The sequence below is a fragment of the Paenibacillus sp. FSL W7-1332 genome (assembly GCF_037969785.1).
Lineage (GTDB): Bacteria > Bacillota > Bacilli > Paenibacillales > Paenibacillaceae > Paenibacillus_AQ.
Map to the genome: position 1 here is coordinate 4,143,054 of NZ_CP150209.1, position 26,702 is coordinate 4,169,755.

Here is a 26,702-nt window from a genome sequence, read left to right on the forward strand (position 1 = left end):
TTTTTGCTATTTTCGCCAAAAAGTTGTACAGTCAGCTTTATCCATAATATTAAACTCGATCATTTTCTCAAGTAATGAGAAGTCAACCGGTCTTTCCCACCGGATACGTACTAACTCTTTGGTGTGATCATAGCCAGCCTGTACAATTTCATCAGAAAAATGCTGAATCACTACTCTTTCGGGTGCAACAGCCAAATGTTGTTTGGCAATGCTAAAGCCAATGATAAATGTACCGTGGTCGGTAAACATAGGCTGGTTCCACGCCATTTTCGGCATTAATTCCGGAAATTTTTTAGTTACCCAAGCCAAAACCTCTTCCGTACGTTCACGATGTTCAGGGTTATCAATATGTGCTAAATATTCTGCAAAGACTTCCATGTTGTTCCTCCTAATATGAAAATGATGTCGATCGGAGAAGCAACTATATATTCTCAACATATACGATCCCCACACAATTCTAATACAAGAGGATTTTCTTATGCAAGAGAGTTTTTTATTTCCCCCATTAAGTTTTTTTTCAATATATAATGATATGTCTTGGTTACTACGCTTTTGTATTCAAATAGAAAATGACCCCATATTGCGATTCACCTTTGTTATCATGTCCATTTTATCCACATTGTAATTAAACGCCCCTGGTTGGCATCAAAAGCGGAGCCTACGGGAAACTTAATGGTGCAATAAGATAAAAGTTCATTTGGCACAAAAAAACCTCCGCAGCCATTTCACAGGGAAGTTCCTAAATCCTTAGAAAGTTGTAGAGGGTCCGGCCCGGTATTTCTTGTCATCCATATGTGCATGTTCTGACCTTTTTTTACATACCTATGAGAGAATACTCATGTTTTCAGGCGAAAGAAGGGATATCATGAAGACAAGATGGGGCATGGCTTTGTTGTTGCTCTTTATAATCGCGGCTATGATTCTTTACCAGCAGGTTCATGATCGTTCCAAAGTAGAAAACCTGTATACTGATGGGCAGCTTCGCATGGAAATACAAACCGTTCAATCTGTCGCAGAACCCATGAAAGAAACGTCCTTCCAGGTTTTCATTACCGAGCTGCCTAAGAAGCCCATTGCTAATGCCGATATTAAACTAAACCTCAAGATGCCCGATATGTTTTGTGGTGTGTTCCCCGCCGAGATTGTCGAATCAAAGCCGGGTGTATACAGCGCAACGGCCGTACCTGTTATGCAAGGACTTTGGGAAGCGGAAGCGGTCCTTCGTTGGGAGGATCAAAATGTCACGGTGAGGACGTTGTTCAACGTTCGCTAGCCCTGCTTACCATAACCATGGGTGAATTCCCGGGATCCATCCGTTAGCGCTAATTCCTTTTAAAATGGAAAGCACCCCCATTAAAAAGGCCAGAAATCCGCCGAGTTTACGCATTCCTCTGCGCCACTTTTTCGTTAAACTGCCGGCGGACAGCGCCGTTAGGAGTAGAATGGGAAAAGTCGAAAGTCCAAATACCAGCATGATCAAGAGGCCTTCCAGACCAGATCCGGATGCCGCTGCATTCATATGCATCGCATAGGTCAAACCGCATGGAAGAAAACCGAGCAGGAGGCCCGTTAGAAAAGTCGCAAACAACTCATACCTCTGACCAAGCCGTTCCAATTTCAGATGCAACAAAGAATGTCTCGGCAGATGCGCGTTATAAATGGGCAGTGTGTACCGACGAAATGTCCACAGCAGAATGAGCAGACCTCCAATGACGCTGGCCGCGCCTTGAAAGCCAACAAAGCTGCCAGCCACATCCAGGAAGGAGCCCACCATCCCCATAAAGCCTCCGATCACCGTGTACGTTGTCACTCTGCCAGCGTTGTAGGCTAACGTAGAAGCAAGCGGAGATCTGCTGGTTCGAAGGGCCAAAGAAGAAACGATCCCTCCGCACATCACCAGGCAATGCGGCGCCCCCATCAAGCCTGTCAGAGCTACTAACAGTAATCCGCTCCCCGTCCAGTCCATGTTCTCAACCCCCTTCCCGGCCGGACAATATGCCGTTCTTCATAGGATCGCACATCCATTCATTGTATGAAGGTGCACGAATATTAAGAATAGCTATTCTACTGAATCAGGTCCGAATACCGGCGCTAATTTTGATGAGGACAATTGCTCGCTTAGACCGAAATATTCGCAAAAATTCATAATCATCGGATTCCATTTCGAAGGATCAACATAGTTTGAATGGGCATCCATAAGAAGATCTGCCTCGACATGCACTTTATCGATGCGCACTTCGATAGCAACAAGTGAGCTTGGTTCTTCAAAAGGATGGAGCTTAACAAAACTGGCTTCCAGATGGACAGGGCATTCTTTCACACGCGGCGCTTGAACGAGCTGGGACGGAAGTGGTGTTAACCCTGCGACACCGAATTTATTCGCCTCAAACTGATACCCCCTTGCTGCTTTCGACTCAGGGACCGGGTTGCGACCTGTTAACAGGGTCAGACGCTCAACTGCGGGAATCAAGTCAGTCGACGGGAGATTAAGCACGCACTCCCCTTCACGAATGATATTTTGAACAGTCTGAGACTTGCTGCTCATACCAAGCATGCATGATTGATTGAGCCACCAGGCTGAGGACATCGGAGCCAGGTTGGGTGTGCCATCTTCGTTGATGGTACTTATCAACACGACCGAAGTCCCGAAATAATGAATTTTTGGATGTATGACTTTATGCATATCAGATTCCATCTCCTCGACATGATTTTTATGTAATGTATCACAAGCTCGTTATTGGAGCATAGGGTTATGGAATAAGACCGCAAGATATAAAAACTGGATCCCTACCATTCATTGTTGATTGAAAACAGCCGACCCTAAGGACGGCTGTTACAGGTCATATAATAAGAGCAGCTTTCATCGCTGGTTTGTATGTTGCTTCTGCGAGCGGAGGGCCAGCAATAGAGCCACGGCGATGAGCACGAATGCGGCAAATGCCAGCATCGGAATGGTCAACCAACCGAACCAATTCAAATAGTCATTCAAGCAGGACACCGGCCCGCATGCGGCAATATCTGACTCTTTGGGGAGTTTTTGAATGATACTATGATATGTAGATATGCCTGCGCCAATGATGACAAGGGGTAGGATGTATGGGACAATGTGCGTCTTTTGCCGATATGCCGCGATTCCCAAGACAATGACTAATGGATACATGAAGATCCTTTGGTACCAACATAAGACGCATGGCGTAAAATGCCATACTTCACTAAGAAACAAACTTCCGCTAGTTGCCACAGCTGATACAGTCCATGCAAAAAACAGCCATACTCCCGTTTTATTCATTGTTCAAACGACCTCCCTTCTATTTTTGTTCTAGCCATCATACGAGATTTGGTCATATGTTTTCTCATTTTCTCTTAATTATCTATAAATGAAAATGGCTCCTTCGGGCTATAGATTCATAAAACACGTTCCTTTCAACTTTCAATATCCTTATCCACTCCTTAGATCATGAGTCATAAAGACTGCCGGTAATAATACCGACAGTGTTAATTGCACTCCAGGACACCAAGATTAAACAACTGGAGAAGAAATGCTTGCAAGTTCCTTAAACTCGTTAACATGATGAAGGGCATGCGAGATTTCATTACAACGAACAATCTTGCCGTTTTTTATTTCAAAAATCGCGATAAGCTCAATTAATCCCCGGGTTCCGCTTTTCTTGGTAACATCTACGGTGTATCGCAATGTCAAAGTTTGAAGCTCTTCGTCATAGAGGGTATCGTAAAATGGAGAAACGGTAATTTTGTCTACTGTAGCTTTTAATGCAGTTAGATGATCCTTAAATGCTTCCAAGTTTATCTTTTTGCCATCAGTCACTTGATAGTATTGGTTATGAAAATAATCGGGTATTTTAACAAAATCAAAATTAACTATAATGTCGTTATACATTTGCGATATAAAACGAATAGCTTCCTGCTTGTTCATTTTGGTCATCTCCTACAGAGTTATTTGGATTCCGAAGTCATCAGCAGCCACGTATTAAGAAAGCGAATAATCACATCGATTTCGTTATCATTAAAATGACTGAACAGTTCCGTAGTACTTCTCTTCAGCGTGCTGATGCAGCTTATCGTGCTCTGCAGCCAACTGCTTCCCTTGATCTGTAGCCTCATAATAAATTTCTTTAAGATTGTCCGTTTTCTTTGCAGTCACGACTAAATCGTGTTGAATCAATGTATTTATGGCTTTGGTTATAGCGGATTTTGATAAATTTAATTCCGTTGCTAAAGACGTATTATTTAATTGACATGGGTGACGCTTTACTAAAGATAAGATGTGAAGTTGCGTCATGGACCAGTTTTTTACTGAATCTGAACCAACAGCACTCTCAATCGACGTGTTCCGAGCCCTTAAACTTTTCTCTCTATTCATAATGAAATGTTGGACAGCTTCAATCGCTTCTTTACGTTTATTTGAGGTCATGGGAGTCACCTCCTTTGAGAATATTGTTAACCATTCAACAATTATAGTTTACCGGTTAACAAAAATATGTCAAGAAACTAAGCTCATAAAACATATTGGGGAAAAGTAATAACAGGAAGACAAAAAAGCCGCCAAAATTGGCGACAGTTGATGGGTTCGAAGATGTTAGCTTAAAATAATACAACGTTGTCCACATAAGAACATACGATTGCTGCCGAAACAGCCTATTATTAGTCTCTCTTAACATTCCAACTCTGTTACTCGTTTCTAAAAAGCATAACATTACTCATCTGCGCCAATGTTCACATCGGCCCCTTGCACTCTTGGCTGCCCGTCAATGTCCTGGGTACCGATGATACCGTTATCCGTCGAACCGGCATCAATCGCTGGGGACGAAGATTGAAGATGAAAGTTGCCTCCGGAAGCATTGACGAATGCAGGATCCTTGAACAATGAATGCGCATCGTTGCCGGTTCCCGCTTGATATGCGGAAAAGCCAGCATAATCTTTGTTCTTCCATGTCCAGAAAGCATCCGTGCTACCGCCTGGTGAAAAATATAGATTGTAATCCACCACGTTACCTGAATTTTTTGTATATTCATTGTAGATCAGCACACCCGTTGAACTGGCCACAATGATATTGTTCTTAATCACGTTATTTTTCGTATCATACTGCACATAGAGCTGACCGCTGCCCTCACCTAAAAGATCGTTATTGTAGACGGTGTTGTTCACGATCTTGCAATTCACCGTTGACCCCCGTTCGTCGTCGTATCCACCCATGGCGATGCCCGTCAACCGGTTATTGTGCACAACGTTGCTTCGGTTCGTAATATCACTGGTGGATTTGCCCGCATGCTCCGAGGCAATTTCAATGCCGATGTCATTGTTGTTGCTGTAGTTCTGCTCAATAATGCTGTCTTTACCGCCATCAACATAAATACCACCGGCTGCATTACTGTTATTCGGGAGTTTTTTCCCATAAGAAGGATTGTTGTTGGAGGAAATATTATATACCCGATTGCCTTTCACCAAACCATTTCGGGCCTGGTCGTATGCTTCTTCCGGCGCAGTTCCCTCGAAACCGATAATATCGATCCCGATGTTGTCGTTATCGTGAATGAGATTGTCCGTTACTTTAAACGTATCTACATTACCATTCAGCACCAGTGTTTCACTGGAACCCAAGATTAGATTGTACAGCTCATTCCCGTGAATCGTAATGTCATGAAGCGATTCCGGAGCTTTGGTGCCGTATACGGCGATACCATGAGCATCTCTGCCAAGCAAATCGCTGCCGATAGGTGTGACTGTGCTCTTGATATCATGGATTTTGTTATTCGTCAGATTTATAAAGCCGCCAGAACCTTGAACATAAATTCCAACAGGAACCGCGTTTCTGGAAGTCGTTGTATAGTTGCGAATCTCCAAGCCTTGAATCGTAATGTAATTCACATTGGTTAGCTCGACAAGCCCTTCGATCCCGTTGACTGAAAGTCCAGTACCATCGATGATAGCTTTCTCTGAACCATAGTTCTTGAAAGTTATGGGACCCTGCGAGGCTGTACCGGAACGTGTTATCTTGAGTTTTTGATTATATACGCCGCCCCGAACGTAAATCAAGCTGCCCGGATCAGCCTCCTCAGCCGCATGCTGCAGCGTCTTCCAAGGCGCAATCATCGTCCCTGGATTGGAGTCACTCCCGTCGGTAGCTACATAGTACTCAGTACCGGCTGCCGACACGGGGGAAGATTGTACATTTCCAGAATCCAAACCAAATACAGTTATGCTCAATCCCACCAGCAACGCCTTTACTAATTTCAACATCGTTCCTCATCTCCCATCTGTTCCTATTTATATTACATGGAGATCAATACTCGAGTCACTACGAATATGGGAAAGCCTAAAAGGCAGTGCGTTGTTTCAAGACATGTTTCGGCAATATGCCCGCTTCTTTATATAGAAGCTTCCCATCTTTGAAAACAAGGGTGGTCGGTATGCTCATAATCTGAAATTGGGAAGACGTCGCCAGGTTTTCGTCTACATTTACCTTAACTACTTTAATGGAATCTTTTGCCTCCCTTTCAAATTCCTCAAGAACAGGTGCAAACATTCTGCACGGACCACACCAGGAAGCCCAAAAATTCACTACGGTTACTCCGTCGGTTTGGATCATCCCTTTAAAAGTAGAATCTGTTGCGTGTTGAATCGCCATCATCATCCCTTCAAATTTTTCTTGTGTACATGCTTAGATCCTGCATTCGAACCAGTACTTTGCCATAACGACCACTCTGTCGAATCGTTACTTTGCCGGACGGGTACGCTTGTTCCAAATAGTCTGCAACCAATTTCCGATTCTGCTCATCTGTAGCCAGACTGTGACTGCGAAGCCAGTTCATCATTTCCTCTAACGCCGCTTCTCTTGTAACTTCCGTCGTTTTCGTTTCCCGTGTTATAAGAGACTCATAGGAATAGCCTTTGAGATACAGCAGATGAAGCAAATATCCGAACTCCAAGTGCTTCGATTGGAAGGGCTGACCGGTGATGAGCGGCCAGATCTCATTCACCAAACTGATTTCCGTGGAGCCTGCCGGCATACTGATATAACAATAATCCCGGGCGCATTGTAGAATCTTTTCGACGCTATCCCAATCCAGAATGACCGGACACATCGAGACAAAAACCAGATCAAAGGCATTACTCCAGTCTCTGGCCAGCACGTCAATATCTTCAAAAGGTTCGGGCACAATCTTTACCTGGTCATCGGCGAATTTTGTGATATTTTCCTTCAGCAGTTCGATCAAGGGTTGAGAGGATTCTACAGCAGTAACGCGGGCCCCCCGCTCTGCAAACGGCACCGAGAATACTCCCGAAGCGGCGCCAATGTCCAGCACAGACGCGTTGTTGAATTGAACTCCTTGTCCTTCAATCCAATTCATGATCCGTGTGGTCCGTTTTCTTCCCTCTTCATTAAACGATTGCTCATTGAAAGTCTTCGCCTTGTGATCAAAGGCACGGGTCGGGTCGGTTCCGGCCTTTTTCATCTTGTTCACAACACGTTCGCCATGTTCTTTCCAAGCCTTTTCCCAAATAGCCTCATTAAAAAAATCATTCATAACTTCCATCTCTCTTTCCGTTATAGTTTATGGTTGCGGTTGTGAAACCCGTCGACGCTTCCAATGATCACCACATCGAAAGTTGGTTGATTCATTGGTTTTTTCATTAATGGATCTATATTATCCATAATTATGATGCAAAACATGTATCCCTTATTGTTTAGTATACGCTCACTTCCCGAATGTTCCTGAGCCTGCTGTACTTCTGGAGAACAGCATGTACCCTCCCCTCTTCCTAGCTCTTCTTCTTAAGATTGCTATTATTATGGATGTATAATATCCATAATAAACGAGTCAACTTCAATATGCAATACCATTTATTAGCCATAGTCTGCTTCTGCCTTATGCTGACATTGAACATTTAACAATCTTACTTTCGATGTACCCATCAAAAACGTAACGTTTACTTCGGGGGCTGAATGGTATAACCGATTGTTAGACCATAGCAAAAGCAGCCGATCATTCAGATCGGCTGCTTTCTGCTCAGATGTCACATGAACCTATACTTTGGTCGCCCCATTTAAGATTGTCTATTGTTAAACACAGATACCATAAAAAATAAGTAGGCGGCATGTAACAGCAATCCGACTGAAAAGAAAACGATTGCCAACATAGGTTCATTCTGCGTGATCAGATAGGGCACTTTTGCAGGCCAATACGTTGGGAGCCAAGCGCCTAACACCTGCCAAGTTCCTGGAACGAAGTTGGCCACCACAGGTCCGGCTATGGACAGCCCTCCTATTTTAGATAAGGCTAATCCTTCTACCTTGTTCGCTGAGAAAGCGGCAAGGAACAACGAGAATATTGGAGCTTCCGATGCCAGCAACAGCAAAACACCCAATTTAGCCCAGTGAATATCCGATAAAGTCGAAAAAGACAGATATAGAATGGATAATACGGTGCATAACAGAAAAGGAAGCGTCACTCTATATAGCAAATAACCTTTACGCATTAGTGGGGTAACCGCATAATATGCAATCACATTCTCGTCGCGTTCATCGAGAATAAGGAGACCGGTGAGCATTCCTGACAGCATGGGGATCGTAACAATTAATAACGATGCCGCAAAGCCGCGATACGGCTCCAAATGAAACGAATAGTTTACATCGAGCCAATTAACGGCAACCGGGAATCCAAACCTCGATAGAAACAAAAGCAGCAGCGGACCGAACATAGCTGCCATCAGAACGGGATCCTTCCACGCATGCCGTAGATCCATGATCATGAGGGCTTTATATCTCTCCATTAATGCCCCCTCCTTCACCTACGCGCATCAACACATGTCGAGTATAGGATCGCTGCGCCCAGATGTAAGCCGCAAAGTTCCAAATCAACAGAATACATATGGAATATAGAACGCTGCCAATAGATAAGCCGTCACTGGGAGACACAAGTAACCGGAGAGTTCCTTCGGTTGGAAGGACGAGAAACAGGTCTTCATGCCACAATTGAAGAAAACTTAACAATGGAAGGATGAATGGCAGCGCGTAGACCTGCACCATCAGAATAAAACCGTTAATTGTCCGTTGGCGTGCCGCCACGCCAATCGACAGCAAGGTCATGAAGGTTGATGTTAATACAATACCGGCGGAAAAAGCAAGCGGATATTCCGGGAGACTGCCGGTCGCCATATGAATCACCCAGCCTGCCGCAAGGGATAACACCGACAGGGACGCAGCCTTCGCCAGCAAATATTCCCGAATGTGTACCGGCGCTACAAACAACGGATCGTGGACGCCCTGGTCCCTCTCCAGCAGGACAATACCGCCTGCCATGATAAGCCCCAGGGCTGCGGGATCGCTGAATGTCAACACAATCGCTGTTGTCTCCTGGTAGGCCTCGGGTACGAATCGGAACAGAATCCAATAACAGGTACAGACAAACATATAAACCCAATAGAATCCGTGGCGCCACTGGAAACGCAGATCGAATACAAATAAACTTAGGCCCTTCATACAAGCTGCCTCCCGGTTACCTCAATAAAAATTTGTTCGAGCGACGCCTCTTGCGAATGAATGGTATCGAGGGGATAATCCTGTATCAGCTTAAGAAATTGGTTATTCTCACCGATGCCATCCAGAGAAAATACCGCTCCCTTTAATTCGCCATCCCTACTGTATTCGACTCGGACCTCCTTTCTTCCCTTACGAAGTTTCAACTCTCTGGGTGAATCGATTAATTTGATTTCACCGTCGACGATAAAGGCTACCCGATCGCAAAGTTCTTCTGCCGCTTGCATATTATGCGTTGTTATTAGAACCGTCTTGCCGGCAGCCTTTTTAGCAAGTATCAATTCCTTCATTCGGTGGGCATTGACCGGGTCTAATCCGGAAGTAGGTTCATCCAGAAATAGGATTTCTGGATCATGCTGTAACGCCCGACAGAAATTCAACCTCATCTTCATGCCCTTGGATAGCTGGGAAACCTTCATATTTGCGGCATCTGTTAGATCGACTTGTTCCAGCAATTTCATGGGATCCTCCGTCTCCCCCTTGTAAAGGGAACGAAAGAGCTTTAAATTGTCAAGAACCGAAAATTTACTGTAGAAATTCGGGAATTCAAAAGCTACTCCAATTCGCTCATAATAATCGGGACCGGTATCCCTGATTTCTTTGCCCATGACTTTTATGCTTCCTTGATAACCTTTCAGAACACCGATCAGCAGTTTTTGCGTCGTGCTTTTACCAGCGCCGGACGGGCCGAGAAAGCCAAAGATTTCGCCAGGCGGGATGACAAAATCAAGCCCATGCAGGGTGGGCTCTTTTCGATTCGGATACGTGTAATGAAGCCCTCTTACTTCGATCACAACGCTCCATCTCCCTTCGGCGCATTAGACACCGCAAGCATGCCGGCAGATAATAACTCGACTAGCAATTCGATCGTAGATGTAAATTGCTCCTCTCCAATCTCTTTTTGGTGCAGCGTAAGCAGTGCCAAGGATCTGATCATGCCCACGATGGATTCGGGTGCCGTACCAGGTAAAATGCCAGCCTTCTGCCAAGCCGTAATCACAGGCAAGAGCGCGTCTTGATCCTCCGTAAAGTTACGCTCCAGCAAGTCTTTCGGCAATTTCCTGAACAACAACTCCATCTCCCCGCGATCCATCATCTGGCGAAGCATTGGGCTCTCGTCCATCATCCTCAGTGAATATAAGAGAAACCGTTTAATGCTTTCCTTACTGCAGACCTCTTCAGGAGGGAATAAATCAAGAACGGCATTGCGAATTCGCTGCTCCTCCTCCAGAATCAGTTCATAATATAATTCCTCTTTCGATCCGAAAAACATGTAGAACGAGCCTTGGGCAATGCCGGCGGCCTTCGTCAGATCTTCAACACTCGTTTTGCGAAGGCCCGCCGTTTCGAAATGATGGCGTGCCTCCGTCAGCAGTTTTTGGCGTATCCATTCACGTTCTTCATCCGAGAATTTTTTGGGCATGTTGCATATCACATCCTTAATCAGGCCGTTTGTGATCCTGTGAATAATTTTATTTTATATTCATAAAAGTACTCCCTAAATCCCCATATGTCAATATATTTGGTGTTAGGGAGTCTTTAGGTTACAATAAATGGAGATTTAATCCTTTGATGAGGGGTGCCGTATGCATCATTTTAATGAGGTTTTCGTGCAGTTGCTGATTTTGCTTGCGATATCGATGGGTGTTATCTCGATAGCCAAAAAAATGAATCAGCCCTACTCTATTGCACTTGTTATTGTAGGCCTGCTGCTTGGTTTGATCCATGTGCCTGTGTTGGATGAAGCCGAATCGTTTATAACCCAATCGAATGTGTTTCAGGCAATCATTATCTCCCTGTTCCTTCCTATCCTTCTTGGAGATGCAACATTAAAGCTTCCGTTCTCGCATCTTCGTAAACAAGGAAAGCCGGTGATTGCCCTCGCGTTTGGCGGCACCTTGCTCTCTTTCCTTCTTATAGCTCTAGCCATGTATGGGTTTATGGGATTGCCTTTGATTGTTGCATTTACCTTTGCAGCATTGATGAGTGCCACGGACCCGATCAGTGTCATCTCCATCTTCAAATCATTAGGCGTACCGAAGAAAATTGTAACCATCATCGAAGGGGAGTCGCTGTTTAATGACGGAATTGCCGTTGTGTTATTTCAGATCTCCTCTGTTTATTTGCTCACGTACATGGAAATGGGTTGGGCGGGAATAGGCAGCGGTGTATTGCTCTTTTTGAAGTTTAGTATTGGCGGTATCGCTGTTGGAGGCGTGTTAGGATATCTGTTCTCACAGCTCATTCGCTTCTATGATGATTATCCGCTGGAGATAGCTTTCTCCATGCTCCTGTTCTTCGGAAGTTTCTTTATTGCCGAACATTTCCATGTATCTGGCGTCATTGCCGTTGTCGTGGGCGGCTTGATTTTTGGCAGTTACGGAGCGCGCATCGGGATGTCGGATACAACCAAGATGAATATTAATTCGTTCTGGGACGTCATCACGTTAATCGCAAATTCATTGATTTTTTTAATGATCGGTCTAGAAATCAAGCATATTAACTTCGCGGACAAGTGGGCGTTAATCGGAGCAGCCATTCTTATCGTTCTACTCGGAAGAACATTGGCCGTCTACGTAAGCTTGTACTTCCTGAAATCCTTCCCATCTTCATGGAAGGTGGTTTTGAATTGGGGAGGGTTAAAGGGCAGCTTGTCAATCGCTCTCGCCTTAAGCTTGCCCCCAACCTTCGACGAACGCGATGATATACTCGTTCTCACCTTTAGCGTTGTCCTTTTCTCACTTCTCGTTCAGGGGTTAACCATCAAACCTTTGGTTAAGAAGTTTGGATTAGCCAGCCCCGTGAAGGAAAAAGACGGGGCAGATATGTAAGAACCCTCCGTATAAGCAAAACAGAACATAAAACGAGTATAAGGTTCAGCCCCGGAGATCGAATTAAACGACTCCAGCTGAACCTTATTTTTTCGTATCCCGATTTGCAGATCGACCACTCTTAACCAATAAGCACTTTCTCTTCAGGCAACCGGTACTTTTGTTTGACTACTCTTTGCGACAGCGCGAAGGCCAGCGTTAAGGGGCCGAGTCTGCCGATGTACATGGTCAAAATGATGACTCCTTTACCAAAAGGAGACAGCTCAGGCGTCAATCCCATCGATAGGCCAACGGTGCCGAAGGCTGAGGTCACTTCGAACAGAACTTCCATAAAGTCCTTTTGCAAGCTATGCTCGCTTATGGTTAACAAGAATGTAGCAACAATCACAACGCTCACTGAGATCACCATGACGGCTATGGATCGGAGGATAATCGATTGGGGGATGCGTCGATTTAACAACTGCACGTCCTGCTTCCCCTTAATAATACTAATCAATGTGAATAACAGCACGGCAAATGTATTGGTTTTGATCCCGCCTCCCGTGGATCCGGAGGAAGCACCGATAAACATGAGGAAAATCATGAAAAACTGAGAAGTCGTCATCATCGCGGCTATGTCGATGGTATTAAACCCGGCCGTACGAGTCACCACGCCTTGAAAATAAGCCGCCCATACTCGCTCTCCCCAGCTCAAAGAGCCGAACGTACGGGAGTTGAACAACTCAATAATGAAAATTACGATAAACCCGGCTAAACATAGACATGCTGAAGTCGACAAAACGATTCTTGAATGAAGGGACAGCTTATTCCACCTTCTATGCTTCCATAAGTCCAGAACAACAGTAAATCCAAGCCCACCAATGATAAAAAGCAGGGTGATGACGATGTTGACCAGCGGGTCTCCCACATACCGGCTCAAACTGTCTGACCAAAGACTGAAGCCAGCGTTATTAAATGATGAGATGGAGTGGAACACCCCATAATAAATAGCTTGCCCCAAGCCCAGTTCCTCCTCCCAACGAACAATTAACAAGGCTGCTCCGACGAACTCGATAATGAGCGCAATCAGAAAAATACCTAGCGATAGCCTCACTACGCCTTGCGTTGATAATGCGTTAGTGGATTCTTGGAGGAGCAGTCGATTTTTCAGTCCAATTTTCTTTCCAAGCACAACGGCGATCAAAACTCCGAAGGTCATGAAACCAAGACCGCCGACTTGAATCAGGCACATGATCATGATTTGACCAAAAAGGGAAAAGTCGGTTCCTGTATCCACTACGGCCAATCCGGTTACGCACACTGCAGATGTTGAGGTGAACAAAGCGTTTAACCAACCTACACCTTCACCTGATGACGATGATATGGGCAAGGCTAACAAGATCGCGCCGATTACAATCGGTGCGGCGAAACCAAGAAGGATCAGACGTGAAGATGATAGGTTAAACTGTTTTAATGATTTTAGCGGCTCCGATTTGCCTTTAGCCATCCTATTTTCCCCTTTCAGATACGACAGACCATGAAACCCCGTAGACTTCTTTGCGTAGTATATACCATAGCAAAGCATAATTTTTGCTGCAATCCAATGATATGATGTTGTTGACTGATCGCTAACTGTTTACTTTCAGCATGTTTTAGCATAATATTTATTACGATAAATTTCATACGCATGAATGCTTAATCCTCTATGAGGAACGGGGGAACCAACAAAGCGACTAAGCTTTAGGGGTGAATTCTTTCTGGATAAGAAGGAACGGGAACTCTCAATCCCGAATCCGACAGCTAACCTCGTCAGCGTCTTGGGAAAGAACACTCTTACTACTTTGACTTGTCCATGATCCGTACAGCCAAGGCCTAGAAGCAGATTTTTCTCTGCCTCCAGGCCTTTTTTGTTAAAGCTGTTGTGTTTAGAAAAGAAAGGAATGATTATTCTGCTTAACAATGAAAAGATACTGGTATGCGTGTATTACGGTCCAAACGGAGAACGTCTCATCCGTCGAGGTGGCGAATTAGCCAGACTTCTTCAGTGTCCCCTGTTTGTGTTGAGCGTTATACCCTTGCGTGAAGATGAGTTAGATCAGGCACAAGAAAGGTATATGGCTGAGTGGCAAATGAAATGCGACGAGTATGGGGCAACCTTCATTGTCAAAACGAATGAAGATCGCAAAGCTTCGGAAATCATAGCGGAAACCGCCAAGAATCATCAAATTACCCAGCTAATCATCGGACAATCCGGTCAAACGCGGTGGCAAGAAATTACGCGTGGTTCGTTTGTCAACGAACTCCTAAACCAGATCGGCGAAACGGATTTGCACATTGTAGCGGTTCAAAGGATGGATGATCAAATGACTGACACCCATGAACGGGGAATTCGAGTCACTGTGTTCAGGGAGGGTTCTCATTATCTGCTTGGCGGTAAGGAATCCGGGGGCGATCCAATAGCCGAAGGTCTATTTTTCAAAGAGTTAAATACCGATTTTGACACCGGCTTGCTGAAAATAAAAACAGACCACGAGATCCAATATTTGAAAATAAGTCACGGAAAAGTGGTAGAGTCGTCTTTTTTCCAAAACAGAAAATTCTTTGATTAACCCGGCGATCAATAAAGAATGGGGGTGGAACTTGTGAGAAGAACATTTATGAATTCAAAAGATCGAAATACACAACATTCCGCTCCTGACACAATGGAGTTGTTTATCAACAAGCTTAAAAAAAATATGAGTCCCCCTCAACTCGTCATGCTTGTCTTTTTCACTTTAATAATAATCGGGACCACATTGCTCGCGCTGCCCTACTCTTCCTCCACCGGGAGGTCAATTGGTCTGCTGGATGCTTTATTTACAGCCACCTCAGCAATATGCGTAAACGGGCTCGTTGTCTTGGATACCGGTAGTGTTTTTTCAACTTTTGGACAAGTCATTATCATGATCTTGATTCAAATTGGCGGGCTCGGCTTTATGACCTTTGGCGTTATGGTTGCCATTGTTCTGGGGAAAAGGATTGGCTTGAAGCAACGAATGATTATTCAGCAAACCACGCATTCGACCTCGGCACAAGGTTTGGTTAAATTATCCATGTATATGGTACTCATTGCATTCGCGTTTGAAGCCTTGGCTACGATTGTCCTTACGCTCCGTTGGCAACAGGACGTCGGGTGGGGACAGGCAGCCTACTACGCACTTTTCCATTCCGTTTCGGCATTCAACAATGCCGGATTTGCCCTGTGGTCTGACAGCCTTTCTCCCTTTGTCGGCGATCCGATCGTCAATATTACGATTGTCCTGCTATTTATCATTGGAGGCCTCGGCTATATCGTCATTGTGGATGTATTCCAAAAACGTTCATGGAAGAAGCTTTCGCTTCACTCCAAGGTTGTCCTAGTCGGAACAGGAACGCTGTCCCTGCTCGGTTTTCTATTTATATACTTTTTAGAGAGCTGGAATCCGTCAACCTTTGGCCAATTGAGCGAAAGCGAACAAGTGCTGGCTGCTTTTTTCCAAGGCATAACGCCTCGAAGCTCGGGGTTTAACACGATAGATATCGGTAGCATGCTGGCGGCTTCTCAGTTTTTCATTATTATTCTGATGTTCATCGGTGCTGCTTCCGGAGGAACAGGCGGCGGTATTAAGATCAATACGCTTGTTGTACTCATCCTAGCTACGATTCAAACCTTTCGCGGGGGCGGTCAAATCCATGCCTTCAAACGCAAAATAGCAGGAGAAACCGTCATGCGCGCCCTGGCGGTTGTCATGAGTTCTTTGGTGGTCGTGCTGGGCGTTTCCCTGTTGCTGACCATCTCCGAAGGTATGCTCGAAGAACACTTCTTGGAAGTGTTGTTTGAAGCGACATCAGCATTTAGCACCACCGGTTTGTCGATGGGATTGACAAGTGAATTGTCCCCCGTAGGGAAAGTCATTGTAACGATAACGATGTTTGCCGGTCGTCTGGGTCCCTTAACACTGGCTTACGCATTGGCTCAGAAAAAACGCACATCCAAAATTGGTTATGCGGAAGATCATATCTTGATTGGGTAACTCAGGGTTCCCAATCAAGAATTTTCTTGTCCATTAACACCTTAACTTTTGGACACATATCCCTTGTTAAAGGAATTCTCTCAAAAGTGATGGTGTAGCCGTCTCTCAATAAAATCTACAGTTCGATCAACACCTCTCTCCTCTGAAATTTTATCTGACAGTGCCATTACATTGGCTGTCAATGTTGAATGACTGGTTAGCTCCGCTATTCGCTCAGCCAAACTGGCTACTGACATTGATTTTTCAGGAATCGGCTTTGTCGATACACCTAGCTCATACATACGCTTGGCCCAGAAGGGTTGATCCGCATTGAACGGGGATATGGTCATCGGCTTACCTGCTCTCAAAACGGCCGCTGTCGTCCCTGCTCCACCATGATGAATAACGCCTGCAGCTCGCGGAAACAGCCATGCATGCGGTGCTTCCTGTATACACAGGATGTTCTCGGCCCCATTACCGGATACTTGCATTCCACTCCAGCCAACCAGAATGATGCCGCGTTGCCCCGTTTGTCGTAAAGCCTGCATAGTCATCTCGAGCACATGGTCCGGATGCTTTAGAGGCATGCTGCTATAACTGATAACAATTGGCGGGGATCCTGACGCGATAAAAGACTCCAACTCCCTTGGTGGGTCCCAATCGGTATCTTCCAGAAACCAAAACCCCTCCATACAGACGCGATCCTTCCATTTCGGATCAAATGGAATAATCGAAGGACTGCAACCGTAAAGCACCGGAATATCGCGTCCATTTACGTGCAGATCATCGGAGAATAGACTTCGTGGAGGTAAATGTAACGTATCTCTTCTCCATGTATTCAACAATTTTTTGAAGGATAACAGCATGAAACGGTTGAGATGATAGCTTTTTTCATTTAACCATCGATTCCTGAAGGTGAAAGGTAAAATGGGATTGGTGAAAGCGCCTGTCGGTGCAATGATCGGAATTGGATGGGCCGCAAATACGGGAATATTCAGCTTTTGGGCAATATCATATCCAGCGAATGCTTTGGGATGGTAGATGAGGCAGTCCGCATCTTGAGAAGCGGTCCACAGGTCATCGAGCATTTGCTGCATCATAGGATATATAAGCTTTTTCATCTGCTTCATAATCTCGAAGGGATTGCTGCCCAGCATGCGTTTCCCTTCTGCAGATTGGGCTAGTTTCATAATATTTGCCTGTATTGGCGCGAAACCGACACCATGCCCTCGAACGAAGCCTTCGAAATCCTGCGATGTGCATATAACCACGTCATGTCCGTTGTTCTGGAGACCTCGGGCAAGGGCAATGAACGGCTGTACATCTCCCCTTGTTCCGATGGTGAGCAACTTTATTTTCACTCTTTTCCCTCCTTACGATAAATGCCGTACCTTAATATGTCCAAATAGGGTTTCGTGTCTAAAGCCGCACTTGCCTCGAGTTCTCCTGTAGATTTCTCGTCGTACCGTTTGGTCATTTGCTTCGTAATTAGAGATTCAAGGGAAAGCAATACGAATTCGATTGCTTGCTTGGGATCGATTCCTTCCCTAAAACGGCTCTGATCGATCCTGCTTGCCAGGAGGTGTATGGACTCCTTGTTCATCTGTTGTTGTTTGAGCAGAAGATCCGCTTTCAGCTCTTCCGGCATAATCAGAAATGTTTTAGCCATAAATCCAAACCTGATGGGGTCACTTTTAAATACATCCATCTTTTTTTGAGATAATTGCTCTATCGCCTGAAACAGATCCTCGGAGAGATCCATAGGTGACGAAGTCAGTGAATGGTAGTAATGCTTTAAGCATTCATCCACCACCGTTAAATACAACGTTCTTTTATCCGAAAAATAATGAAACAAAATTCCTTTGGATACGCCAGCTGCTTTGGTAATTTGATTGGTTGAAGCTCCTTCATAGCCCTTGTGATAAAACTCCACTAAAGCTGCTTGCAAAATGGTTTGTTTTTTATCTGGCTCCATTGGTTTGTACGCCACCCCACCGATTGACCACCTGGTCAATATCATTTTGACCAAATTGTATTACACATTGACCACCTGGTCAATAGTGTGGTGACTTGCTTGCATCAAGCCAGGAAATCAGCGGCCACCTTGCGGTAAGACTCACGGATAAACACCAACTTCACAAACTAAGTCCGGAATAAAAAAAGAAACATGACAACATAATGTCATATTTCTCCGCGAACGACACGAAAACCTTGATCGGGGCCAAAGCCATTGGGATCGAACTTCCCTCGGAAGGATATCTCGTTGTTGGTAACGTCGCCGATCCAACCGCCGCCCTTCACTACCCGGAAGGAACCGCTTGGACTATCCAATTCGCCGTGCCAGTCCCAGCACCATTCCCTTACGTTTCCAGACATATCGTAAATTCCTAACTCGTTGGGTTTCTGGGTACCGATCGATTTTGTTTGATTCTGATTGCTCTCTATGATAGGCCAGTTCCAATCCCCAGATAGGTATTTGTCTCCGGCGTTTTTCCAATACCATGCGACCTCATCGGCATTATTGCTTCCGCTATACATGTAACCCTTGCTATTCTGACCTCCGCCCGCAGCGTATTCCCATTCCGCTTCTGTAGGCAACCGGTAACCGTTAGCTCCCTCATTGATCGTGACGGTCCATTTGATATCATCGTTATCGTTCTTATTATTCGCATCCTTTTTCACCTTGTCTATGTTGTAATACGGATTCAAGCCCTCCTGGATACTTCTTTGATTACAATACTCCACAACGTCATACCAGCTCACCATTTCTACCGGCAAATGATCGCCTTTGAATGCAGATGGATTACTGCCCATTACTTCCACCCACTCTTTTTGGGTGACCTCATATTTGCCGATGTAAAAGTTCGATATGGCTTCTTTTTTATCGGCATAGTTAGACTGGTTGTTCTTAAAGGTCCCGCCTTTCACCAATACCAAATCATCCTTCTTTTCAGGCTGATCTTGCGAACAAGCGCTGATCACAGCCATTGCTGCTATTAAAAGGAACATTATTAGCTTTCTCATTGATAATTTCTCCTTTAAGCTAATAAAAAAATGAGAGCCCATTGTTGCCCGCAACTTGCCTGCCCGTTACGTCGAAGGCCGTTCGTCTCCGCGAAAAACGACCCGCAACGTATCCGGATTTAGGGCTAAACGAAGGGAACGGTCAATCGGATAGCCGAACTCCGTTTTCCTAAGAGATGCTCCCCTCCGTGTCCGTTAGTTGAGTTTACGGATGGCGATTGGCTACCATACCGTTACGTTAGAGCTTCCGCTGCTTTGATAACCCTCTGTTGCTAACACCTGATAAGACCAGCTGCTCCCCAGATTCATTCCTTTACTTGCCCATGCGTTCACGTGGTTGCTGAAAGTGATGGAGGAGTTGACCCCCGTAGCTCTTTTCGATTGTCGAACGCTCCAGTACTGGGCAAACGTTTGTGTTCCGTCAATGGAAGGTGCATTGTATCGCATGGTTGTATAGATGTCGTATGTGCCTCCATCACTTGTGACTGTCCCTTTATGTGTTCCGGTAGGTCGATAAGTACCCCAGCTATCTACGACGTAGTACTCAATGAGTGCGTTTCTCGTCCATCCGTAGAGTGTCAAATACCCATTGCCGGACGGTGACCAGACGCCGGCATTGTAGTTAATCGTTCGGTTAGGCGATCCGGTATTCCAGCCTTTGCCGACAACGAAATTTCCGGTATTTTGCCATGTCACGCTGTAATTACCACCGGAGCCGTTAACAGCATTCACGGTTCCGCCCCCATCGGTCCAATTTTGCCAGTAGTCGGTCGCTGCACTTGAGGTTGTTGCAAACATACCAAAACTCATGGTTGCTGCAAGAATAACCGTCATCATTTTCTTTCTAAACTTAAACATAATCTACCTCCTCATATTGTCGAATTGTGCCTTGCGTTGATTTTCTTGGCTGTGCTTAGCATGCGATTTCCCTTGTATCTTCCTTTTACCTCCTTTCCAAGTAAATTATAGAATGATAGCGGTTTCAAAACACTTAGCAAATTAAATATGATATCTAGATTATTTTACAATTTTAGGAACTTGCGAGGGCGGATAGATCATAAAAAAGACTGCCGGAATATTACCGACAGTCCTTCTATTTCACAAAAGTAGTATCCCCCTTATCCTTTTCCCTTGTTCCACCCGATGAATGGACAGTCTTTTCATGAATAGTCGCTCGTCTGACCTCCGAACCCCTTCGGCTTTCTTCTTATGCCCATTATGATGAAGATGAGATAGATTACGATCGCAATCGAATCGATTAACGTATCCGTAAGCGCCGATATGTCTTGTAATGCCGTTATACCAAGAATGACCAGCAGCCGGACGATCAGAAGCGATACGATGGTCCAGGCGGCGAAGTGGGTCTTTGATCGTTCACTTTGGAATGACATAAGAATGAACACAAAGCCGAAAATCAGATTTTCCGCCGTGATGATGTGCCATACATACATGAATACTGTTTGGGTGTCCATCGCTATCGCACTCACATGGAGCACTGGCAGCACAATGGATTGCCCGTTCCATGCGTGCGTAAAGGCAAACAGTATCGCCAGAAGGCCGGCAGTCAAAAAATAAAAATTCCTAACCTTAATGCCCATGACATCCCTCCTCAGATATTTCCGGTTCCTTCTTGTGAATAGAGCGGTAAAGCTCGCGAACGATTTCTGCCAGTCGTTGGTCGCTTTCATGATTAAAGTCCCTTAGCGTTTCGGCTGCTACGTCAAGCAACTGACTGACCTTTTCCAGATGGGCCATTTTCTTGCGCGTTTCTGCATTCTTGGCATCGAGGAACGAAGCAACCTCACGGCAATAAGCAGGGTCTACCTTCTCCTTCCTGTGGAATCCAAACGTTCCCTTGATCTCGTCAAGCGTGAAGTCCGCATACTGCATGATTTGGATATTCATCAATTCGATGAGGTCGTTCTTCGAATACCTGCGGTACCGATTGTCTTCACGGGACGGTGATACGATTCCTATCCGGTCATAGTACCGAAGCGTATCCTTTGGAATCCCAAGCAGCTGCGAAACCTCTTGTATAGAATAAAGTTTTTCCATGAATTCAAAATAACATTGGAGTAAGCTCCAATGTCAAGTCATAATGTATTTTCATTATCAGAACAATCAAGCAATCGTTGACATGAAGGCATATGATATCCAGGAGGGTAGTCTCAATTGTTTCGCCCACCGATGCAGCCCTTTCCGGGCCCGCGTCAACGAGATCATCAGCCCTGTCCACGGCAAACGAATTAGGGGCTGATATCTCACATTCAGATAGGATGTGCTTCTTCCCCCACTCATCGAATCCAGAAGTTCAATCATGGTTCGACCCTTCGGTGTCAGCGTATATTCTACTCTAGGCCGAGGCTCCGGATACGATGTTCTATCGATGATTCCATCACGCTCAAGCTCACGAAGCTGTTCAGTTAATATTTTTTTCGAAATGGATGGTAAATGTCGCAGCAATTCGCTATACCGAACGGGGATTGAGTTTTTATACAAAAATCGATAGATTGGAATTTTCCATCTCCCGCTTAACATGGAAAATACGATCTCAACGGGACATTCATTTCGTTGAACAGGCATTACTTCGCCCCCCATTTTTATCCATAAGGTCAGGGTTCTTCTTAACGATCTCGGTTGGTCAACGGTCGTTGATTTAGGTGATATTCGGCAAAGCTTACTACAAGAATCAATCATGCTTGCATGTGTGATTAGTGAAATTCAACTGCAATCGCCAGGGTCATCCTTTGCCCTTTTAAGACATTAAGTGTAAAACAACTGAATGGGCTATGACCTTAACTTAGCAAGTACTAGTGATTTTCACTTTCCGCTTGTTTTTTGATTGAATCCACAGTGAGAGTGAATGCTTCCGCTGCTTTATATGCATCTAATGCATTTTGAAGGCGTTTTACTTGCTGATTCAACTCGTTTCGATTGTCTTTGACCTTTATCATTGCACGTGCCACGTGAATCAGCTCTTCTTTTGCTGCGTTTATCGCACGATGATGAGCTTTTTCAATCATCTGTACGGCCATATGAGTGTAGATCGCCTCAAATTCCTTATCATCAATCCGCTGCTCACGGGCAGCCAAATCGCTCTCGCTAATTACCCAATCTCCAGAGTCGTTCTTCGAAGCGGCTAAGCGCCCATCATTTATCATGTTAAGAATCGTTTTGTAATGAACCCCAAGTAATAACGCTGCTTCTTTAGCATTCATTTTAAACACCTTCCCTTATCTCTTGTTATCCATATATTAAGTGATAATTAGAGGTAAGTAAACCGAGATATCTAATGAATGATACAAGAAAGAAGACTGCCGGCATTAGAGGCCGACAGTCTTTCTCTCTTCCAAGCAGTATACTCTTCATCCTATTCGCTGGACAATTCCTTAAGCGATTTGATTTTACCATGGGGATGCTGTTCTTGCTTTCGCGACTTCCAGGCAGCTTCTTTCCTTCTCTTCTGGTGAGCCATGACAGATATCCTCCTTTGGAAACTGAATTGTATACCACTTACTTATAGTGTCATTCCTCAGCTCGGTTCATTCATGGAAATCATATAGAGTCAATTGTTTTAAAATCAGTTATGTACTCGATGGCTTCTCTCTTATACAGGTCATGATCGGAGAAGGTGTGCGGCCTATGATTTCCTTAACAGCCCATTTAGCTTCACTAATCGGTTGGGGAAGCGTCCGGCAGATCACCCGGAGTCACGTTTGAGGTCGAGAGTGTGGGTAATCTTGCTTACCGGGTTGGCGACTTATATCCGCATTGCCGTCCGTTCGCCTCTATTCTTACTGGGCCGTTAATATCAGCGGTCCGTCCGACGTGATTGCGATTGTATGCTCATATTGCGCCGACAGCTTGCCGTCAGCCGTTCTCGCCGTCCACTGATCGTCGTCGATCGTGATACGGAACGTACCTTCGTTGAGCATCGGTTCAATCGTAAACACCATGCCTTCCTTTAATCGAATGCCTTTGCCGGCTACTCCGATATGCTCGTAGTTCGGCTCCTCGTGCAGGCTCCGCCCGATCCCGTGCGCCAGCAGATCGCGTACGACGGAGTACCCGTTCGATTCCGCATGCTGTTGAATCGCCGACGTAATGTCGCCGAGCCGGCCTCCAGGGATTGCCCGGGAGATCCCCAGATCCAAGCACTCCTTTGTCACCTTCATTAATTTCTGTGCTTCCGGCCGGATATTGCCCACCGCATAGCACCAGCATGAATCGCCGAACCAACCGCCGTATTCCACGACGATGTCGAGCTTCAACAAATCGCCGTCCATAAGCGCACGATTCGAAGGAATGCCGTGGGCCACCACATCGTTAACCGAAGTGCAGGTTTCTGCGGGGAAACCGTTATACCCTTTCGTAAACTGCTTGCCGCCGAGTTTGGTGATGTGTCTGGCAACAAAGTCATTGATTTCGCGGGTGGTGATCCCAGGCTCGATCAGTTTGGCAACCTCACGGTAGCAGTCCGCAACGATTTGGCCCGCCGGCTTCATCTCCTCGATTTCCCTAGGTGATTTTAAGATGATCATCTATGTTTATTCACTCCTTATACTATAATTTTAAAAACATGACGATATCCTTGGCCTCTTCGTGCAGCTTACCGCGGCGAAGCGAAAGCGAGGCGCAGCCGACCAAGGCGGCCAGCAGCATTTCCGCGCGCTGTAGCCGATACAGCGGCTCTGCCGCGTTTCCGCCGGAAGCCGCAGCCCCGTCCTCCGCGCGCCCGGTTTCTAGCAGCTCGGCAAGAGGCGTGAGCACCTCCCGGCGAAAGGCGGCCAGGAGCGGGGCCGAGCGCGCTTCAGGCAGCGAGGCAAAGCTCTCACCGGCCAGCTTATGCAGCAGGTACAGGGCATGGTCCCCCGCCCAAAGCTGCAGCAGCCGGACGCCGGCTACCGCGACGGGGCCAAGCTCAGCGGCAGCGGCCGTTTCGTGGCTTCTCATACGGGAATCCGCGGCAGCCGACTTTCCGGTGTCCGGCGCAGCAGCCAAGCCGAAATGCCCGCCCAATGGCACCTCCCCCGAAGCCGATGCAAGCGGGACTTTCGACGGATTCTTCACCAAGGCTTCTAACGCAGCATCTAGCGGAGCCTTCAGCCATCCACCGTCCCTCTCCAACGCATCCCATAGCAGATCGTGGAGTAAATCGCCTTTATTGCTGTAATAATGATATACCGTGCCATAGCCGAGTCCCGCCTGCGCGGCCACATCCCGGATTTCCAGTAAAGGACCTTTATCCAAAAACACATCGGCAGCGGCTTTCCGGATTTGCGCCAGACGCCGCAGCCGGATCTCTTCGTTTTGTTCCTTCGTGCGTGGAGTCATCTAGTCTCGTCACCTCATTTATTTTTGACCTACTCTTATGTCAATATAAAACATCAGCTTGCGAATAACAAGAGATTAGTGGAAGATATTCAGCTCAACCTAGATATCGGTGCTTGACCATCGGGTTAACCTCGAACAAGCGACCTGGTTCAACATTGCTACACTAACGGTTGTCATAGTGTTTAATCGGCCCAAAAACGAAGCAAGCTTCAAACCTTAAAAGGCAGCCGGTCATACTGGTCGGCTGCCTTCAACGCATTATTCAGCTATCGTTCCAGCTCGCTTAGGATAGCTTAGCAATAGATTAGAGTTGTTCCTTTTCCTTCATCCATTCTTTGTATTCCGGTAAAGTATATTCATCCGTTTTTACGACAGCCCAATGATTGTTCTTATGTTCTAAGTAGAGCTTAATTAAATGCTCTCCTCCAGACTCATCAAAATCATCTCTCATATAAACTATACTTGCATGAATGAGAACTTCCACTTTATGATCACTTATCGTTTTCACTTTCATTCGTTCATAACCTTCAATGTTGTAATTGGCATCCAACAAATGAACATGTTGATTTAAGGATTCAACCTCATTTTTCTCTATATTGATTCCTAGTTTGAGGTCAACATTCTCTTTAAGATCCGGGTAATGGTCCCATAAAATATGTATATCCTTGTTAACCACGGCTTGCGTTCTATAATACATGTACTCTCTGACTGGCGTTATATATTTTACCCAATCCGATGGTTCTGGCTCTACAAAACCTGCTAGATCTGATTCAGCAGTGAGGTTTTCTATTGAGCTCGTATTTTGCTGACACCCGATTAAAGATACGAATAGTACAATCATTATAGTTCTTAATAGTAAAATCATGTTCTCTCCCCTTCATTACTTAATTACTTTAAGTTGCATCGTTGATTCCCATGAGTATCTGTTTTGCGTAAGAATTCCAGTCTGCTTCATCTGTGTTGATCTCTAGAGTGGGAATAAGCGATTGTTTCGCACACATGCGAAGTTGATTCTGGTCCTCTAAGAACTTCTGACAAGCCTCCGTAACTGTGGAGTGATTGTTCATCACATATGATTTCCAAGCGTCGCCACGACTTTCAATATACCTTGACTCCACTGCATCTTGAGAAAGTGTTAAAAGCACACAATGAGCATTCAGTCTTAATAAGCGTTTTTCTAACACCTCAATGTCTGAAGAATTTGAAAATGCCGCTCGATGATTTAAATGGAATCTTTCCAAAAGATAGAATATTCCGTTTGATGGTTTCGTATGGCCTAGTGAATCAATCCAATTGTATTGTAGCTCAAGATAATCAACATGACGATTTAACAGGTCAATATGTTCATCCTTATCCATGGATCTCAGGACGCCTTGGTATGAATGCAAAACTTGCGAATAGTGTTCACTTATTGCAATTATCGATTTTCCAACATTATTCGCTTGACTATGTATTCCCCTGATTGCAGAAAACAATGATGTTTTTCCAGCAGTTGACACCCCTTCGATAATGACTCCCCGAATCAAAATTCCAACCCCTCTTCTATGGTTCTTGACAACCATTTTACCACGTATTAGGAAACACGAGCATAACCTGCTTCACGACAATCCTGACCGTCCATTTATGATTCGATTCTGTTTCACGTCAGACAATCATCAAGATTGCTTATGAAACACAAAAAAATCGCCGAAATGGCGACTTTTTAGATCCCTGCTTTATGATTCTTGCGTGTTCTCGTCACTTTTGTATTCTAAAATATCTCCAGGCTGGCATTCCAGCGCTTTGCAAATAGCTTCCAACGTTGAAAGCCTAATGGCTTTTGCCTTTCCGTTTTTCAATATAGACAGATTGGCCATGGTTATTCCAACTCTCTCCGAAAGCTCGGTTACGCTCATTTTTCGTTTAGCCAGCATCACATCAATATTGATAATAATCGCCATAGT

At 45.3% G+C, this 26,702-nt stretch carries 31 protein-coding genes and 1 riboswitch; of the genes, 4 read left to right on the top strand and 27 right to left on the bottom strand.

What is annotated here, in order from left to right; genetic code table 11:
* Positions 1 to 6 precede the first annotated feature (6 nt).
* The gene (locus tag MKX98_RS18450; RefSeq protein WP_194543050.1) at positions 7 to 378 is read right to left on the bottom strand and encodes an iron chaperone; all 372 of its coding nucleotides are present in this window, start codon (positions 376 to 378) and stop codon (positions 7 to 9) included.
* A gap of 487 nt (positions 379 to 865) precedes the next feature.
* On the opposite strand from MKX98_RS18450, the gene MKX98_RS18455 reads away from it, so the two are divergent.
* Positions 866 to 1,273, top strand: coding sequence for a FixH family protein (locus MKX98_RS18455; protein ID WP_339217666.1), 408 nt, complete (start codon positions 866 to 868; stop codon positions 1,271 to 1,273).
* A gap of 6 nt (positions 1,274 to 1,279) precedes the next feature.
* Here the strand turns inward: MKX98_RS18455 and MKX98_RS18460 are convergent, their stop codons facing one another.
* The 12 genes from MKX98_RS18460 to MKX98_RS18515 all read right to left on the bottom strand — a co-directional run bounded on the left by MKX98_RS18460 (position 1,280) and on the right by MKX98_RS18515 (position 10,983).
* Positions 1,280 to 1,966, bottom strand: a complete 687-nt coding sequence (locus MKX98_RS18460) for a sulfite exporter TauE/SafE family protein (RefSeq protein WP_339217668.1) — start codon at positions 1,964 to 1,966, stop codon at positions 1,280 to 1,282.
* Positions 1,967 to 2,059: 93 nt separating this feature from the next.
* The gene (locus MKX98_RS18465) at positions 2,060 to 2,683 is read right to left on the bottom strand and encodes a flavin reductase family protein (RefSeq protein WP_339217670.1); all 624 of its coding nucleotides are present in this window, start codon (positions 2,681 to 2,683) and stop codon (positions 2,060 to 2,062) included.
* A gap of 177 nt (positions 2,684 to 2,860) precedes the next feature.
* Complete coding sequence (locus MKX98_RS18470) at positions 2,861 to 3,289, bottom strand: disulfide oxidoreductase (protein WP_339217671.1); 429 nt, start codon at positions 3,287 to 3,289, stop codon at positions 2,861 to 2,863.
* A 231-nt stretch (positions 3,290 to 3,520) separates the two neighbouring features.
* Complete coding sequence (locus MKX98_RS18475; protein ID WP_220684981.1) at positions 3,521 to 3,934, bottom strand: nuclear transport factor 2 family protein; 414 nt, start codon at positions 3,932 to 3,934, stop codon at positions 3,521 to 3,523.
* 90 nt (positions 3,935 to 4,024) lie between these two features.
* Positions 4,025 to 4,432: a MarR family transcriptional regulator gene (locus MKX98_RS18480; RefSeq protein ID WP_339217674.1), complete on the bottom strand. Its 408-nt coding sequence runs from the start codon at positions 4,430 to 4,432 to the stop codon at positions 4,025 to 4,027.
* A 282-nt stretch (positions 4,433 to 4,714) separates the two neighbouring features.
* Positions 4,715 to 6,259, bottom strand: a complete 1,545-nt coding sequence (locus MKX98_RS18485; protein WP_339217675.1) for a choice-of-anchor Q domain-containing protein — start codon at positions 6,257 to 6,259, stop codon at positions 4,715 to 4,717.
* A 76-nt stretch (positions 6,260 to 6,335) separates the two neighbouring features.
* Entirely contained in the window at positions 6,336 to 6,647 is a 312-nt protein-coding gene (gene trxA, locus MKX98_RS18490) for a thioredoxin (RefSeq protein WP_339224514.1), read from the bottom strand.
* Between the two features lie 10 nt (positions 6,648 to 6,657).
* Complete coding sequence (locus MKX98_RS18495) at positions 6,658 to 7,548, bottom strand: class I SAM-dependent methyltransferase (protein WP_339217677.1); 891 nt, start codon at positions 7,546 to 7,548, stop codon at positions 6,658 to 6,660.
* A gap of 520 nt (positions 7,549 to 8,068) precedes the next feature.
* Positions 8,069 to 8,794, bottom strand: a complete 726-nt coding sequence (locus MKX98_RS18500; RefSeq protein ID WP_339217679.1) for a hypothetical protein — start codon at positions 8,792 to 8,794, stop codon at positions 8,069 to 8,071.
* Positions 8,781 to 9,503, bottom strand: a complete 723-nt coding sequence (locus tag MKX98_RS18505) for an ABC transporter permease (RefSeq protein ID WP_339217681.1) — start codon at positions 9,501 to 9,503, stop codon at positions 8,781 to 8,783. The genes MKX98_RS18500 and MKX98_RS18505 overlap by 14 nt, the downstream gene beginning before the upstream one ends.
* Positions 9,500 to 10,354, bottom strand: coding sequence for an ABC transporter ATP-binding protein (locus MKX98_RS18510; RefSeq protein ID WP_339217683.1), 855 nt, complete (start codon positions 10,352 to 10,354; stop codon positions 9,500 to 9,502). The genes MKX98_RS18505 and MKX98_RS18510 overlap by 4 nt, the downstream gene beginning before the upstream one ends.
* Positions 10,351 to 10,983, bottom strand: a complete 633-nt coding sequence (locus tag MKX98_RS18515) for a TetR/AcrR family transcriptional regulator (protein WP_339217685.1) — start codon at positions 10,981 to 10,983, stop codon at positions 10,351 to 10,353. The genes MKX98_RS18510 and MKX98_RS18515 overlap by 4 nt, the downstream gene beginning before the upstream one ends.
* A 163-nt stretch (positions 10,984 to 11,146) precedes the next feature.
* Between MKX98_RS18515 and MKX98_RS18520 the strand changes: the two genes are divergently transcribed.
* The gene (locus MKX98_RS18520; protein ID WP_339217687.1) at positions 11,147 to 12,391 is read left to right on the top strand and encodes a cation:proton antiporter; all 1,245 of its coding nucleotides are present in this window, start codon (positions 11,147 to 11,149) and stop codon (positions 12,389 to 12,391) included.
* A 121-nt stretch (positions 12,392 to 12,512) separates the two neighbouring features.
* Here the strand turns inward: MKX98_RS18520 and MKX98_RS18525 are convergent, their stop codons facing one another.
* Positions 12,513 to 13,877, bottom strand: coding sequence for a TrkH family potassium uptake protein (locus MKX98_RS18525; protein ID WP_194543062.1), 1,365 nt, complete (start codon positions 13,875 to 13,877; stop codon positions 12,513 to 12,515).
* A gap of 175 nt (positions 13,878 to 14,052) precedes the next feature.
* Positions 14,053 to 14,200: riboswitch (cyclic di-AMP (ydaO/yuaA leader) on the top strand.
* 77 nt (positions 14,201 to 14,277) lie between these two features.
* On the opposite strand from MKX98_RS18525, the gene MKX98_RS18530 reads away from it, so the two are divergent.
* Together MKX98_RS18530 and MKX98_RS18535 are read left to right on the top strand one after the other, a co-directional pair.
* Positions 14,278 to 14,979 carry a universal stress protein gene (locus MKX98_RS18530; RefSeq protein WP_339217689.1) on the top strand — a complete coding sequence of 234 codons (702 nt, stop codon included), beginning with the start codon at positions 14,278 to 14,280 and terminating at the stop codon, positions 14,977 to 14,979.
* Positions 14,980 to 15,126: 147 nt separating this feature from the next.
* Positions 15,127 to 16,422: a TrkH family potassium uptake protein gene (locus MKX98_RS18535; protein ID WP_336245463.1), complete on the top strand. Its 1,296-nt coding sequence runs from the start codon at positions 15,127 to 15,129 to the stop codon at positions 16,420 to 16,422.
* Between the two features lie 80 nt (positions 16,423 to 16,502).
* Here MKX98_RS18535 and MKX98_RS18540 read toward each other — a convergent pair whose 3' ends face one another.
* The 13 genes from MKX98_RS18540 to MKX98_RS18600 form a co-directional block, all read right to left on the bottom strand.
* Positions 16,503 to 17,762, bottom strand: a complete 1,260-nt coding sequence (locus MKX98_RS18540; protein ID WP_339217691.1) for a glycosyltransferase — start codon at positions 17,760 to 17,762, stop codon at positions 16,503 to 16,505.
* Complete coding sequence (locus MKX98_RS18545; RefSeq protein WP_339224517.1) at positions 17,759 to 18,421, bottom strand: TetR/AcrR family transcriptional regulator; 663 nt, start codon at positions 18,419 to 18,421, stop codon at positions 17,759 to 17,761. The genes MKX98_RS18540 and MKX98_RS18545 overlap by 4 nt, the downstream gene beginning before the upstream one ends.
* A gap of 161 nt (positions 18,422 to 18,582) precedes the next feature.
* Entirely contained in the window at positions 18,583 to 19,425 is an 843-nt protein-coding gene (locus MKX98_RS18550; RefSeq protein ID WP_220684973.1) for an SUMF1/EgtB/PvdO family nonheme iron enzyme, read from the bottom strand.
* A gap of 222 nt (positions 19,426 to 19,647) precedes the next feature.
* Positions 19,648 to 20,283, bottom strand: a complete 636-nt coding sequence (locus MKX98_RS18555) for a glycoside hydrolase family 11 protein (RefSeq protein WP_339217694.1) — start codon at positions 20,281 to 20,283, stop codon at positions 19,648 to 19,650.
* Between the two features lie 302 nt (positions 20,284 to 20,585).
* A complete protein-coding gene (locus MKX98_RS18560; RefSeq protein ID WP_339217696.1) occupies positions 20,586 to 21,023 on the bottom strand; it encodes a hypothetical protein in 438 nt (145 codons plus the stop codon).
* A complete protein-coding gene (locus MKX98_RS18565; RefSeq protein WP_339217698.1) occupies positions 21,013 to 21,480 on the bottom strand; it encodes a MerR family transcriptional regulator in 468 nt (155 codons plus the stop codon). The genes MKX98_RS18560 and MKX98_RS18565 overlap by 11 nt, the downstream gene beginning before the upstream one ends.
* Positions 21,481 to 22,235: 755 nt before the next feature.
* Entirely contained in the window at positions 22,236 to 22,643 is a 408-nt protein-coding gene (locus tag MKX98_RS18570; RefSeq protein ID WP_220684968.1) for a helix-turn-helix domain-containing protein, read from the bottom strand.
* A gap of 152 nt (positions 22,644 to 22,795) precedes the next feature.
* Positions 22,796 to 22,900 carry a DUF6254 family protein gene (locus MKX98_RS18575; protein ID WP_015735743.1) on the bottom strand — a complete coding sequence of 35 codons (105 nt, stop codon included), beginning with the start codon at positions 22,898 to 22,900 and terminating at the stop codon, positions 22,796 to 22,798.
* Positions 22,901 to 23,219: 319 nt separating this feature from the next.
* Positions 23,220 to 23,966, bottom strand: coding sequence for a type I methionyl aminopeptidase (gene map / locus MKX98_RS18580; RefSeq protein WP_194543072.1), 747 nt, complete (start codon positions 23,964 to 23,966; stop codon positions 23,220 to 23,222).
* Positions 23,967 to 23,988: 22 nt separating this feature from the next.
* On the bottom strand, positions 23,989 to 24,759 hold the full coding sequence (locus MKX98_RS18585) for a helix-turn-helix domain-containing protein (RefSeq protein ID WP_339217712.1): 771 nt from the start codon (positions 24,757 to 24,759) through the stop codon (positions 23,989 to 23,991).
* 304 nt (positions 24,760 to 25,063) lie between these two features.
* Positions 25,064 to 25,624, bottom strand: coding sequence for a hypothetical protein (locus tag MKX98_RS18590; RefSeq protein ID WP_194543074.1), 561 nt, complete (start codon positions 25,622 to 25,624; stop codon positions 25,064 to 25,066).
* Between the two features lie 28 nt (positions 25,625 to 25,652).
* Positions 25,653 to 26,117, bottom strand: a complete 465-nt coding sequence (locus MKX98_RS18595; RefSeq protein ID WP_339217715.1) for a hypothetical protein — start codon at positions 26,115 to 26,117, stop codon at positions 25,653 to 25,655.
* 357 nt (positions 26,118 to 26,474) lie between these two features.
* On the bottom strand, positions 26,475 to 26,699 hold the full coding sequence (locus MKX98_RS18600) for a helix-turn-helix transcriptional regulator (protein WP_071220789.1): 225 nt from the start codon (positions 26,697 to 26,699) through the stop codon (positions 26,475 to 26,477).
* Positions 26,700 to 26,702 lie beyond the last annotated feature (3 nt).